This is a genomic window from Streptomyces sp. NPDC006510 (assembly GCF_040611955.1).
Lineage (GTDB): Bacteria > Actinomycetota > Actinomycetes > Streptomycetales > Streptomycetaceae > Streptomyces.
The window spans coordinates 1-12,841 of record NZ_JBEXPH010000194.1 but is presented as its reverse complement, the minus strand read 5'-3'; the positions used below and the strand labels follow the sequence as shown (position 1 = coordinate 12,841).

At 73.8% G+C, this 12,841-nt stretch carries 13 protein-coding genes; 10 read left to right on the top strand and 3 right to left on the bottom strand.

All coding sequences use genetic code 11. From position 1 onward, the window contains the following. Positions 1-848 (bottom strand): SAM-dependent methyltransferase (locus tag ABZY11_RS36285; RefSeq protein ID WP_356483250.1); only part of this gene is annotated, 848 nt, incomplete at its 3' end. A gap of 96 nt (positions 849-944) precedes the next feature. Here ABZY11_RS36285 and ABZY11_RS36280 point away from each other — a divergent pair. Genes ABZY11_RS36280 through ABZY11_RS36270 form a run of 3 tightly spaced genes read left to right on the top strand, consistent with a single transcriptional unit; the run spans position 945 to position 3,478 of the window. Beyond that, positions 945-2,147: a sensor histidine kinase gene (locus ABZY11_RS36280; protein ID WP_356483249.1), complete on the top strand. Its 1,203-nt coding sequence runs from the start codon at positions 945-947 to the stop codon at positions 2,145-2,147. Positions 2,148-2,191: 44 nt separating this feature from the next. After that, positions 2,192-2,866, top strand: coding sequence for a response regulator transcription factor (locus ABZY11_RS36275; protein ID WP_356483248.1), 675 nt, complete (start codon positions 2,192-2,194; stop codon positions 2,864-2,866). Positions 2,867-2,869: 3 nt separating this feature from the next. Next, positions 2,870-3,478, top strand: a complete 609-nt coding sequence (locus ABZY11_RS36270) for an AAA family ATPase (RefSeq protein ID WP_356483247.1) — start codon at positions 2,870-2,872, stop codon at positions 3,476-3,478. Between the two features lie 74 nt (positions 3,479-3,552). On the opposite strand, the gene ABZY11_RS36265 is transcribed toward ABZY11_RS36270, so the two are convergent. Beyond that, entirely contained in the window at positions 3,553-4,653 is a 1,101-nt protein-coding gene (locus tag ABZY11_RS36265; RefSeq protein ID WP_356483254.1) for a DUF5937 family protein, read from the bottom strand. 105 nt (positions 4,654-4,758) lie between these two features. Here ABZY11_RS36265 and ABZY11_RS36260 point away from each other — a divergent pair, with 105 nt between their 5' ends. Then, positions 4,759-5,100 carry a hypothetical protein gene (locus ABZY11_RS36260; RefSeq protein WP_356483246.1) on the top strand — a complete coding sequence of 114 codons (342 nt, stop codon included), beginning with the start codon at positions 4,759-4,761 and terminating at the stop codon, positions 5,098-5,100. A gap of 97 nt (positions 5,101-5,197) precedes the next feature. Here ABZY11_RS36260 and ABZY11_RS36255 read toward each other — a convergent pair whose 3' ends face one another. Next, a complete protein-coding gene (locus ABZY11_RS36255) occupies positions 5,198-6,382 on the bottom strand; it encodes a beta-eliminating lyase-related protein (RefSeq protein WP_356483253.1) in 1,185 nt (394 codons plus the stop codon). Positions 6,383-6,589: 207 nt separating this feature from the next. Between ABZY11_RS36255 and ABZY11_RS36250 the strand changes: the two genes are divergently transcribed. From ABZY11_RS36250 to ABZY11_RS36225, 6 genes are all read left to right on the top strand, one after another. After that, on the top strand, positions 6,590-7,537 hold the full coding sequence (locus ABZY11_RS36250; RefSeq protein ID WP_356483245.1) for a DUF2520 domain-containing protein: 948 nt from the start codon (positions 6,590-6,592) through the stop codon (positions 7,535-7,537). Continuing rightward, positions 7,534-8,643 carry a pantoate--beta-alanine ligase gene (gene panC / locus ABZY11_RS36245; RefSeq protein ID WP_356483244.1) on the top strand — a complete coding sequence of 370 codons (1,110 nt, stop codon included), beginning with the start codon at positions 7,534-7,536 and terminating at the stop codon, positions 8,641-8,643. Before ABZY11_RS36250 ends, panC begins: the two co-directional genes overlap by 4 nt. Next, a complete protein-coding gene (locus ABZY11_RS36240; RefSeq protein WP_356483243.1) occupies positions 8,640-10,382 on the top strand; it encodes an L-aspartate oxidase in 1,743 nt (580 codons plus the stop codon). Before panC ends, ABZY11_RS36240 begins: the two co-directional genes overlap by 4 nt. Before the next feature lie 2 nt (positions 10,383-10,384). Next, entirely contained in the window at positions 10,385-11,428 is a 1,044-nt protein-coding gene (gene nadC / locus ABZY11_RS36235; RefSeq protein ID WP_356483242.1) for a carboxylating nicotinate-nucleotide diphosphorylase, read from the top strand. Beyond that, positions 11,428-12,225 (top strand): type III pantothenate kinase, encoded by a 798-nt coding sequence (locus ABZY11_RS36230; protein ID WP_266417696.1) that lies wholly within the window; start codon positions 11,428-11,430, stop codon positions 12,223-12,225. Before nadC ends, ABZY11_RS36230 begins: the two co-directional genes overlap by 1 nt. Positions 12,226-12,363: 138 nt before the next feature. Beyond that, positions 12,364-12,841, top strand: a 478-nt coding sequence (locus tag ABZY11_RS36225) for a hypothetical protein (RefSeq protein WP_356483252.1), incomplete at its 3' end; no start/stop codon positions are given.

Here is a 12,841-nt window from a genome sequence, read left to right as displayed (position 1 = left end):
CGCCCGCCGTCGATGCCGAGGCGGTGCAGCGCCTCGCGCTGGCTGAGGAGCTCGGGCGGCGCACCGGCGCCGGACCCGGCCGCCGCGCAGGCGTCCAGTGCCACGTGCGAGGTGAGGTCGCAGCTGCTGTCCGGCACCGGCCGGACCTCGCGGCCGGCCCGGAAACCGGTCAGGGTGCCGAAGGGGGGCCGCGCGTCCCGCACATGGGCGTAGTCCACCGCCACGGCGAGCCCCCCGGCCAGCGTGGACACCGCCCGGGCCCAGGCCTCGTCACGGGGGCGGCCGATCTCCGCGCGGCTGCCCGGTCCGGCCGACGGCCACCAGCGGCGCAGCCACTCGGCGTCCGGCCCGGTCACCGGGTCGCCCAGCCGTTCCGTACCGTCCTCGGCCCGGACCAGGACGTACCGGTCGACGCCGTCCGCGTCGGTCTCGGCGACCTCGGTCGGGACGTTGTCCAGCCACTCGTTGGCGAACAGCAGGCCGTACGTCCGCGGCGGCGGTTCGGCGCACCACTCGATCCGGGGATCCAGGCCGGGCGGCCGGGCGGCGAGTTCGACGGCGTACGCCCGTACGGTCAGGCCGTCGGCGCCCGCGGCCGGCAGTGCCGCCAGCACCCCCGTCAGCAGCTCGCCCCGCCCGGCGCCCAGGTCCACCAGGTCGACCGAGCCGGTGCCCAGTTCCCGTGCCGTCCCGACCAGCAGCCGGGCGACGGCGGAGGCGAAGAGCGGGGACGCGTGGACGGAGGTGCGGAAGTGGCCCGCCGGCCCTTCGGGGCTCCGGTAGAACCCCGCGTCCCCGTACAAAGCGGTCTCTGTCGCCGCCTGCCACCCACGCCACTCATCCGTCACGTATCCAAGTCTCCACCTTGGGGAGTACGGTCCCTGGAGCCGGATCGGCCCTTCGGTTGACCCGTGCGCCCCTCGCCTGTCCCTACGCTGGGTTACGTGCAGCGCCTCTACGACTTCATCCGCAGACACCCGACGGGCGTCGACTGCTTCTGGGCCGTCGTCCTCCTCGGGCTCTCCGGCATGTCCATGGTGGCCATCCCGAAGAGCGGCCTGGAGCGCATCGCTGCCGTTCCGATCATCCTCGGCCTCTGCCTCGTCGTCGCGCTGCGCCGGCGCGCGCCGGAGAAGATGCTGCTGCTCGCCATCGTGATGGGTGTGGCGCAGCTGGTCACCGGGTTCGGGCCCGGCGTCATGAACTTCGCCATGCTGGTGATCGTCTTCACCGTGGCCACCCTCGGGGAGCGCTGGGCGTCCCGGCTCGCGCTGGTCTGCAGCCTGTGCGCGGCGGGTCTGTCCAAGCTGCGCTGGCCGGACGAGGGGCCGCGGGCCGGCTGGGCCGAGGAGATCTTCATCGTCGTCGTGCTGACCGTGCCGTTCGTGCTTGCCTGGGTGCTCGGCGACTCGATGCGGACCAGGCGCGCCTACTTCAGCCAGCTGGAGGAGCGCGCCGCCCGGCTGGAGCGGGAGCGCGAGGCGCAGTCGAAGGTCGCGGTGGCGGCCGAGCGGGCCCGTATCGCCCGTGAACTCCACGATGTCGTCGCGCACAACGTGTCGGTGATGGTGGTGCAGGCCGACGGTGCGGCGTACGTCATGGACGCGGCTCCCGACCAGGCCAAGCAGGCCCTGACGACCATCTCCAGCACCGGCAGGCAGGCGCTCGCCGAGATGCGGCGGCTGCTGGGGGTGCTGCGGACGGGCGATGTGCAGGAGAGCGGGGAGTACGTCCCGCAGCCCGATGTGGACCAGATCGAGGACCTGATCGAACAGGTCAGACAGACCGGCCTGGCCGTCGACTTCAAGATCGAGGGAACGCCGCGCCCGTTGCCCAGCGGGGTCGAGCTGACCGCGTACCGCATCGTGCAGGAGGCCCTGACCAACACCCGCAAGCACGGCGGTCCGGACGCGGGGGCCAGCGTGCGTCTGGTCTACTTCGACGACGGGCTCGGGCTGCTGGTCGAGGACGACGGGCGGGGCGCGGCGCACGAACTGTACGAGGACGGCGGCGCCGACGGAGCGGGCCACGGGATGATCGGTATGCGCGAGCGGGTCGGCATGGTCGGCGGCACGCTGGACGCCGGGCCGCGCCCCGGCGGCGGATTCCGGATCAGCGCGCTGCTGCCGCTCAAGCCGGCCCACTAGACGTCCGGCCCCACCGGACGTCGGAACAGGAGACAGGACCACTCATGGCGATCCGCGTGATGCTCGTCGACGACCAGGTGCTGCTGCGCACCGGCTTCCGGATGGTGCTCGCCGCCCAGCCGGACATGGAGGTCGTGGCCGAGGCCGGCGACGGTGCGGAGGCGATCGAGAACCTTCGCTCCACCGCCGTCGATGTGGTGCTGATGGATGTGCGGATGCCGAGGCTGGACGGGGTCGAGGCCACCCGGCGCATCTGTGCGCAGCCGGACGCGCCCAAGGTGCTCATCCTGACCACGTTCGACCTCGACGAGTACGCCTTCTCCGGGCTGAAGGCCGGGGCCAGCGGCTTCATGCTCAAGGACGTGCCGCCCGCCGAGCTGCTCGCCGCGATCCGCTCCGTGCACAGCGGCGACGCCGTCGTCGCCCCGTCCACCACACGTCGGCTGCTGGATCGTTTCTCCCCGATGCTGCCGAGCGGCAACAGCGAACCGCAGCACAAGGACATCGCCAAGCTCACCGAACGCGAACGCGAGGTGATGCTGCTGGTCGCCCAGGGCATGTCGAACGGCGAGATCGCGGCGCGCCTGGTGCTCTCCGAGGCGACCGTGAAGACGCATGTGGGCCGCATCCTCACCAAGCTGAACCTGCGCGACCGGGTGCAGGTCGTGGTCCTCGCGTACGAGACGGGGCTGGTCCGGGCCGGTGGCGGGGCGGGCTGACCGGTGGGTCCGCTGATCTGGATCAACGGACCGTTCGGCGGCGGCAAGACGCAGACGGCGTACGAGCTCCGGCGGCGGCTGCCCGGCAGCGTGGTCTGCGACCCCGAGCACGTCGGGTTCGGTCTGCACCGGATGCTGCCGCCCGCGCTGCGCGGCGACTTCCAGGATCTGACGGCCTGGCGCGACGGCGTACGCGAGGTGCTGGAACTGGCGTTGCGGGGGCACCCGGGGCCGGTGATCGCGCCGATGACGCTCGTCGACCCCGGCTATTTCGCCGAGATCGTCGGGCGGCTGCGCGACGACGGGCACACCGTGCACCATGTCGCGCTGCTCGCCGAGCGGGCCACGGTGCTGCGCCGGCTCGCCGAACGCGGGCTCGGGCGCGGGCTGAAGCGGGAGAGCTTCGCCGTGCGGAAGCTGGATCACTGCCTCGAACGGCTCGCGGAGCCGGAGTTCGCCGAACACATCGTCACCGACCGGCTGACGGTCCCGCGGGTCGCCGACCGGGTCGCCGGATCGGCGGGGCTGACCCTCCTGCCGGACACGGACGGCGCGCTGCGGCACCGGGTGCGACGGGTCTGGACGGGCGTCAGGCACATCCGTTTCGACTGAGCGGGTCGGGCACGGGGCGCGTTGCGCTCGGAGTGGGGCGCGTTGCGCTCTGTGTGGGGCGTGTTGCGCCGGGATCAGCGCAGGACGCCTTCCAGGAAGTCGCTGCCGAGCCGTGCCACCGAGGTCAGGTCCAGCTGGTGCAGTACGTACCGGCCGCGCCGCCGGGTGGTGACCAGGCCCGCCTTCTTCAGCACCGCGAGATGGCGGGAGACCTCGGGCGCCGTGATGCCGTGTGTGTCGGCGAGCTGGCCGGTCGTGTGCGGGGAGCGGGCAAGGTGGCGGCAGAGGCGCATCCGCATCGGGTGGGCCAGCGCCTCCATCCGCAGCTGGAGCAGTTCCACGGAGGCGGGGGAGGGCAGCTGGGGCTGGTGCACCGGGTAGTGGATCACCGGACGCCAGCCCGGCGCGTGCAGCAGGTTCAGGTGCGGCCAGCCGAAGGTGGACGGGATGAGGGTGAGCCCGGGGCCGACGGCGCTGGTCCGGCCCTCGGTCAGCTTGTCGGCGCTGATCCGGGTCCCGGCCTCGTCGACGGTCAGCGCCGTGGACACCGCGCCCATCGCCTCGCCGATCCCCTTGCGCCGCAGCAGGTCGTTCTTGTGCCGGGCGTCGGCGACCAGCTGGACCTGCACCCGGCGCCAGGTGTCCGCGAAGAACGCCTGGTCGCAGTCCTCGAACAGGCGCCGCACCCAGCGGCGCACGGGGGCCGGATCGGCCAGCAGCTGCTGGGCGAACTCCACCTGCCGGGGGCCGCGCGCCGCCGCCATCTCCAGGGCGCGGGCGCGCATCGTCGGGTTGTTGAGCGGGGAGGGCGAGCCGAGCCCGTACAGGCTGGTGCAGGTGAACTCCAGGGCGGCGGCGACGAACCGCTCGTCGTCCATCCGGTCGAGGATGTCGAGGTCCTCGGCGAGGTTCGCGCCCGTTCTGCCGTCGCCGCCGCGGACCCCGGCGAACGGCATGAAGACGTCCGAGAACGTGTGGCGCCACAGGAAATCGGCTTCGTGCAGCCGGTCGGCGAGGTCCGGGTCCAGTGCGCTGGAGGTCGCCGTCGCCCAGCCGTGCAGGCCCGGGTGGTGACCCGGCTCGGAGAGGGCATGCAGGGCCAGCCCCAGCTCGGCGAGGGGGGAGGTCTCGAAGACGATGCGGTCGGGCGCCAGCCCGGCGATGTCGATGTGCACGCTCACCCCTCCATAGTGCGGGGTGCCCGCGGGAGGCATCGCGCCATTTGACGGTGGTCGTCAATCGGTGGGCGGGGCGGGCCGGACCCGGCACACGCTCGGGTCATGGACGCCATTCAGCAGCACATGATCGACAGCTATCGCGCGGCCCAGCGGGGCGAGCTGCCGCCGCCGCTGCCGGGCCGGCACGACTGGGGAGTGGTGCGCGAGGCCCGCGACCGGCGCCGCTTCGAGGCGGTGATCGCGGGCCGTCCGGCGCGCGGCCGCCGGCGGGCGGCGCTGCGGTCCCTGTTCGCCGGGAGCGGGGGTGCCGGCGGGGCGGGCGGGTCCGGTGCTTCCGGCCCGACCGGCCGCTCCGGCGCTCCGGGCCGTTCCGCTGCTTCCGGTGCCCTTGGCCGTTCCGCTGCTTCCGGCCGGTGCGGCGACTCCGGCCCGTCCGGCGTTTGAGGACGGAACCGTCCGGCCGGGGCCCCGGGGGCGAACGTGGCCGGGGCCCCGGCGGCGTGATCCGAGCGCGAGGCCTAAGCCTGGCCTAAGCCGGGGCCTAAGCCAGCCGCTTCACGAACTCCCGCACCGCGCCCCGTACGTCCTCGGCCGTCCACTCCAGCCCTTCCCGTCCCACCGTCACCTCGGTGAACGACACCCCGGGCGGCCCGGCAGCCGCGGGGCGCCACACGCGGAAGAGGGACACGCCCGTCTCCTCCGCCTGCCGCACCGCCGCCTCCGTCAGGACGTCCGCCCGGTACGGCAGCCACACCTGGAACTGATGGGTGTGCGGCGGCTCCGGATGCACCCGGAACCACCCGACCCCGGCCGCCGCGAAGCCATCGGCCAGCGCCCCGGCCACCACCTTCGCCCGCGCCACGTACGCAGGCAGCTGCGGCAGCTCCCGATCGAGGCCGATCAACGCGGCGAGCGCCGCGGGGAACTGCTGGAAGAGCTGCCCGCCGTACCGGTGGCGCCAGGTGCGGGCCTCCTCGACCAGTGAGGCGGGACCGGCCAGCGCGGCCCCGGAGATTCCGCCGAGGGTCTTGTAGAACGACACGTACACGCTGTCCGCGAGCGCCGCGATCTCCGGCAGCTCCCGCCCGAAATGGGGGGCGCACTCCCACAGCCGCGCGCCGTCGATGTGCACCACCGCATCGCGTTCCCGGGCGGTCGCCACCACGTCCTCCAGCTCCTCCCACGTCGGCAGGACGAAACCGGCATCGCGCAACGGCAGCTCCAGCATCAGCGTGCCGAACGGCTCGTCGAAGTCGCGGATCTCCTGCGCCGTGGGCAGCCGGGGCTCGGACGTCGGATGGACCGTACGCAGCCCGCTCACCGCCCCCAGCGCACCGCGCTCGTGCACCTCGGGGTGGGCGAGGGGATGCAGCGCCACCGTGGAGTCGCCGGTCCGTCCGGCCCAGCACCGCAGCGCGACCTGCTGCGCCATCGTCCCGGTCGGGAAGAACGCGGCGGCCTCCATGCCCAGCAGGCCCGCGACCCGCTCCTCCAGCTCGGCGACGACGCCGTCGCCGTAGATGTCCGCGGGGCGGTCGAGATCGGTGACGGACCCGGCCGCGGCCGTCAGCGCGGCCAGCCGCTCACCGAGCGAGAGGTTCATGGGCGGCCTGATCAGGACCCGTTCGGCCGCGCGCCAGGCGTTGATCCTGCGCAGCCGCTGGGCATCCTCCTGGGATTCCTCCCGCGGTTCCTCCGGTGCCTCCGGCCGTGACCGCCCGTCCATGTCTGCTGTGTCTGTCATGGGACGATCATCACGCAGGGCGCAGCTCGGCCTCGCACGGCTTTGGGGCGCCCCGGCTCCGGGCCGCGCCTCCCGCACGGACTTTTCCCACAGGCTGTGGACAGCCGGGAGTCCGGACGAAACGCTGGCGTAGCATGCAGAGAAATCGTCCGGTACCCCCCGCGGACTGGAACGGAAGGCCATCGCCGCGTGAATGCAACAGCCCCCCATGACCCCCTCGACGCGAGGGACCGCCCCGCCCGCCTCACGGTCGGCGTCGTGGGCGCGGGCCGTGTCGGCCCGGCTCTCGCCGCGTCCCTGCAGCTCGCCGGGCACCGACCGGTCGCCGTGTCGGGCGTCTCCGACGCATCGGTGCGCAGGGCGGCCGCCCTGCTGCCCGACGTACCGCTGGTGCCGCCCGCCGAGGTTCTCGCGCGCGCCGAGCTGGTGCTGCTGACCGTCCCCGACGACGCCCTGCCCGGCCTGGTCGAGGGCCTCGCCGAGACCGGTGCGGTGCGGCCGGGACAGCTGATCGTCCACACCTCGGGGCGGTACGGGACCGGGGTCCTGGACCCGGCGCTGCGGGCCGGCGCCCTGCCGCTCGCCCTGCACCCGGCGATGACGTTCACCGGCACCTCGGTCGACGTCCAGCGGCTGGCCGGCTGCTCGTTCGGCGTGACCGCCCCCGAGGAGCTGCGGCTCGCCGCCGAGGCGCTGGTCATCGAGATGGGCGGCGAGCCCGAATGGATCGCGGAGGAGTCCCGTCCGCTCTACCACGCGGCGCTCGCCCTCGGCGCGAACCACCTGGTCACCCTGGTCGCCCAGTCGATGGAGCTGCTGCGTACGGCCGGGGTCACCGCCCCCGACCGGATGCTCGGCCCCCTCCTCGGTGCCGCACTCGACAACGCCCTGCGCTCCGGCGACGCCGCGCTGACCGGCCCCGTGGCCCGCGGCGACGCGGGCACGGTCGCCGCACACATCGGCGAGCTGCGCAGGCACGCCCCGCAGGCCGTGGCCGGATACGTCGCGATGGCCCGCGCCACCGCCGACCGCGCACTCGCCCACGGCATGCTCAAGCCGGAGCTGGCCGAGGACCTGCTCGGCGTCCTGGCCGACGGGACCGGCACGGGCGGCACCGGATCACAGGAGCCCCGATGACCGACACAACCGGCAGGCCCGGCACCCCCGGCCCCGCCGTGCCCCACGGGCCCGGTACGCCGCAGGCACCCGGCACGCCGCAGAAGCCCACCCCGTCCCGCGCGCCCGCGGCCGCCCTGCTCCGTACCGCGGCCGATCTCGGCGCGTTCGCACCCCGCAAGGGGCCGCGGGCCGTCGTCATGACCATGGGCGCCCTGCACGAGGGCCACGCCACCCTGATCCGTGCCGCACGCGCGGCCGCGGGCCCCGACGGCCAGGTGGTCGTCACCGTCTTCGTCAACCCGCTCCAGTTCGGCGAGGCCGCCGACCTGGAGCGCTACCCCCGTACGCTCGACGCCGATCTCGCCGTGGCGGGTTCCGCCGGGGCGGACGCGGTCTTCGCGCCGTCCGTCGACGAGGTCTACCCCGGCGGCGAACCGCAGGTCCGGATCTCTGCGGGCCCCATGGGCGAGCGGCTCGAAGGGGCCTCGCGCCCCGGACACTTCGACGGCATGCTCACCGTCGTAGCCAAGCTCCTCCACCTCACCCGCCCCGACGCCGCGTTCTTCGGGCAGAAGGACGCCCAGCAGCTGGCGCTGATCCGCCGCATGGTGCGCGATCTGAACTTCCCCGTGGAGATCGTCGGCGTGGAGACGGTCCGCGAGCCGGACGGCCTCGCGCTCTCCAGCCGCAACCGCTTCCTGGACGCGGAGGAACGGCACACCGCCCTCGCCCTGTCCCGGGCCCTGTTCGCCGCCCGCGACCGGCTCGCCGCCCAGCAGGCGCTGCACGCCCGCGCGCAGACCACCTCGGCCACCACCGGCCGGGCCGCCGCGCTCACCGCGCTCGGCGAGGCCCGTGCGGCCGCCGACACCCAGGCGGTGGCCCTGGCCCGCCCGGTCGACGGCCCCTCCGCGGTACGGGCGGCCGCGCTGCTGATCCTCGACGACGCGGCGGCCGGGCAGCCCCCGCTCGCCCTGGACTACCTGGCGCTCGTGGACCCGGCCGACTTCACCGAGATCCCCGACGACCGCACCACCGGTGAGGCGATCCTCGCCGTGGCCGCGCGGGTCGGCAGGACCCGGCTCATCGACAACATCCCGCTGACCTTCGGAGCCACCACGTGACCGGAATACGGCTGACCGCCCCCGCCCCCGGCTGGTCCATCGACGCCGACGTCGTGGTGGTCGGTTCCGGCGTGGCCGGTCTCACCACCGCACTGCGCTGCGCGGCGGCGGGCCTCGCCACCGTCGTCGTCACCAAGGCCCGCCTCGACGACGGCTCCACCCGCTGGGCGCAGGGCGGTATCGCGGCCGCCCTCGGCGAGGGCGACACCCCCGAGCAGCACCTCGACGACACCCTGGTCGCGGGCGCCGGTCTGTGCGACGAGGCGGCGGTCCGGACCCTGGTCACCGAGGGGCCGGACGCCGTGCGCCGGCTCATCGGGACCGGCGCCCACTTCGACACCACGGAGAGCGGCGACATCGCGCTGACCCGCGAGGGCGGCCACCACCGCCGCCGCATCGCCCACGCGGGCGGCGACGCGACGGGCGCCGAGATCTCCCGCGCCCTGGTCGGGGCGGTCCGCGAAGCCGCCCTGCACACCGTGGAGAACGCGCTCGTCCTGGACCTCCTCACCGACGCCGAAGGGCGTACCGCGGGCGTCACGCTGCACGTCATGGGCGAGGGCCAGCACGACGGCGTCGGCGCGGTCCACGCCCCCGCGGTGGTCCTCGCCACCGGCGGCATGGGCCAGGTCTTCTCCGCCACCACCAACCCGGCGGTCTCCACCGGCGACGGCGTGGCGCTGGCGCTGCGGGCCGGCGCGGAGGTCTCCGACCTGGAATTCGTCCAGTTCCACCCGACGGTCCTCTTCCTCGGCGCCGGCTCCGAGGGCCAGCAGCCGCTGGTGTCGGAAGCGGTACGGGGCGAGGGCGCCCATCTCGTCGACGCCTCGGGCACGCGCTTCATGCTCGGACAGCACGAACTGGCGGAGCTGGCCCCGCGCGACATCGTCGCCAAGGCCATCACCCGCCGGATGGCACTGCACGGCACCGAGCACATGTATCTCGACGCCCGCCACTTCGGCGCCGAGATGTGGGAGCAGCGCTTCCCCACGATCCTGGCGGCCTGCCGCGCCCACGGCATCGACCCGATCACCGAGCCGATCCCGATCGCCCCCGCCGCGCACTACGCCTCCGGCGGCATCCGCACCGACCTGCGGGGACGTACGACGGTGCCCGGTCTGTACGCCTGCGGCGAGGTCGCCTGCACCGGCGTGCACGGCGCGAACCGGCTGGCGTCCAACTCCCTCCTGGAGGGCCTCGTCTTCGCCGAGCGCATCGCGGCGGACATCGTCGAGGACCGGCCCAGCGCGGGTGCCGCGGAAGCCGGCGACGACCGCGCGCCCTCCCCGCTGATCGCTCCGGAGGCCCGGGGCACGATCCAGCGCATCATGACCCGGGGCGCCGGAGTGCTCCGCTCCGCCGAGAGCCTGGCCACCGCCGCCGACGAGCTGGAGGCCCTCCACAACAGCGCCGCCCTGGCCGTGGAGGCGGACGAGCCCAAGGTCGCGGTGCCCGGCGTCGAGGCGTGGGAGGCCACCAACCTGCTGCTCGTCTCGCGCGTCCTGGTCGCCGCCGCCCGCCGGCGCGAGGAGACCCGCGGCTGCCACTGGCGCGAGGACCGGCCCGAGCGCGACGACGAGAACTGGCGCCGCCACCTCGTCGTCCGGCTCACCCCGGAGCGTGAACCGGTCCTCCGTCGGACGGAGACCGAGGCATTCGGGCCCGTACGCCCCACGCAGGCACCAGACTGCGCAGCAGCACCCCTGACCCACCCCGCCGACGTCACCGAGGAGCCGTAACCGTGAGCACGCCCGAAGAGAATCCGCGCCCCACACCCGTGGACGTACCGCTGATCCAGATCGGCGCGCCCGCACCGTCCGCGGGCGGCTGCGGGGACGGCTGCGGCTGCGGCGGGGACGAGTTCTACGAGGTCAACCCGCTGGAGTGCGGCCTCGACCCCGCCCTCGCCCAGCTCCTCGCCGACGCGGGCCTGGACCCGGTCCAGGTCGAGGACGTCGCGCACGTCGCCATCGAGGAGGACCTCGACGGCGGCGTGGACGTCACCACCGTCGCGACCGTCGCCGAGGACGCCGTGGCCACCGGTGACTTCACCGCCCGTGAGGCGGGCGTCGTGGCCGGCCTGCGCATCGCCGAGGCCGTGCTGTCCATCGTCTGCACGGACGAGTTCGCGGTCGAGCGCCACGTCGAGGACGGCGACCGGGTCACCCCCGGCCAGAAGCTGCTGACCGTCACCACCCGCACCCGCGACCTGCTCACCGGCGAGCGCAGCGCGCTCAACCTGCTGTGCAGGCTCTCCGGCATCGCGACCGCCACCCGCGCCTGGGCCGACGTTCTCGAAGGCACGAAGGCCGAGGTCCGCGACACCCGCAAGACCACCCCGGGCCTGCGCGCCATGGAGAAGTACGCGGTGCGCTGCGGCGGCGGCGTCAACCACCGGATGTCGCTGTCGGACGCGGCCCTGGTCAAGGACAACCACGTCATCGCCGCGGGCGGCGTGGCCGAGGCCTTCAAGCGGGTACGGGACGAGTTCCCGGACGTACCGATCGAGGTCGAGGTCGACACCCTGCAGCAGGTCCGCGAGGTGCTCGACGCGGGCGCCGACCTGATCCTGCTGGACAACTTCACCCCGATCCAGACGGCCGAGGCGGTCGCCCTGGTGGGCGGCCGAGCGGTCCTGGAGTCCTCCGGCCGACTCACCCTCGACACCGCTCGCGCCTACGCCGAGGCGGGCGTCGACTACCTGGCCGTCGGCGCGCTCACCCACTCCTCGCCGATCCTCGACATCGGCCTGGACTTCCGCGACACCGACGGGGCCGGCGCCTGATGCTGCTCACCATCGACGTCGGCAACACCCACACCGTCCTCGGCCTGTTCGACGGCGAGGAGATCGTCGAGCACTGGCGGATCTCCACCGACGCCCGCCGCACCGCCGACGAGCTCGCCGTGCTGCTCCAGGGGCTGATGGGCATGCATCCGCTGCTCGGCATGGAGCTGGGCGACGGCATCGAGGGCATCGCGATCTGCTCCACGGTCCCGGCCGTCCTGCACGAGCTGCGCGAGGTGACCCGCCGCTACTACGGCGACGTCCCCGCCGTCCTCGTCGAGCCGGGCATCAAGACCGGGGTGCCGATCCTGATGGACAACCCGAAGGAGGTCGGCGCGGACCGCATCATCAACGCGGTCGCCGCCGTCGACCTGTACGGCGGTCCGGCGATCGTCGTCGACTTCGGCACGGCCACCACCTTCGACGCGGTCTCCGCCCGGGGCGAGTACACCGGCGGTGTCATCGCACCCGGCATCGAGATCTCGGTCGAGGCGCTCGGCGTCAAGGGCGCCCAGCTGCGCAAGATCGAGCTGGCCCGGCCGCGCAGCGTGATCGGCAAGAACACCGTCGAGGCGATGCAGTCGGGCATCATCTACGGCTTCGCGGGCCAGGTCGACGGCGTCGTCGCACGGATGAAGAAGGAGCTGGCGGCCGACCCGGAGGACGTCACCGTCATCGCGACGGGCGGCCTTGCGCCGATGGTGTTGGGCGAGTCCTCCGTCATCGACGAGCACGAGCCCTGGCTCACCCTCATCGGCCTGCGCCTGGTGTACGAGCGGAACGTGTCCCGGCTGTAGCGGACAGGCGGCGTACCTGCGGGAACGGCTCACGAAGAACGGGCCCGCCGCCGCGCCGTCGACGGCCAATTAAGCCGATTTTGTCCATTTAGCACGTATTGTCGCTCCATGCCCACGCCTTACGGATCACGCGGCGGCATGGCGTTCAGCGCGGACGAACTGCGTGTGCTCCGACGCGCCCTCGCCACTGCCCTTCACCCCATGCCCCTGCCGGACGAGGACGTCCAGGACTGCCTGCGGCTGGCCGGCGCCGTGGACGAGGCGGTCGGCGAGGCGGGACGGCTGCGCACGTTCCTCCTCGCCGACCTCGTCCGCTACCGAAACGCCCTCCCCGGCTCCGTCAGCGGCTACCTGGAGCTGCTCCAGGACGCCCTGGCGGGCGGATACGACCCCGGCCCCGACGATCTCGCCGCGCTGCGTGCCCTGCGCCACAGGCCGGTGGCCGCGGCACTCCTGGAGCGCTGTCAGATGCTCGCGGAGCGGTCGGTACGGGCCCGCCTCGCCGGCCGCGTCGCGTCGGCGAAGGCCCCCGCCTCCCGCGACAGCACCAGCGCGCAGCCGTGGTCGGAGACGACCGGGATCTCCTTGGCGACCAGGTTCATGCCGTCGCGGATCG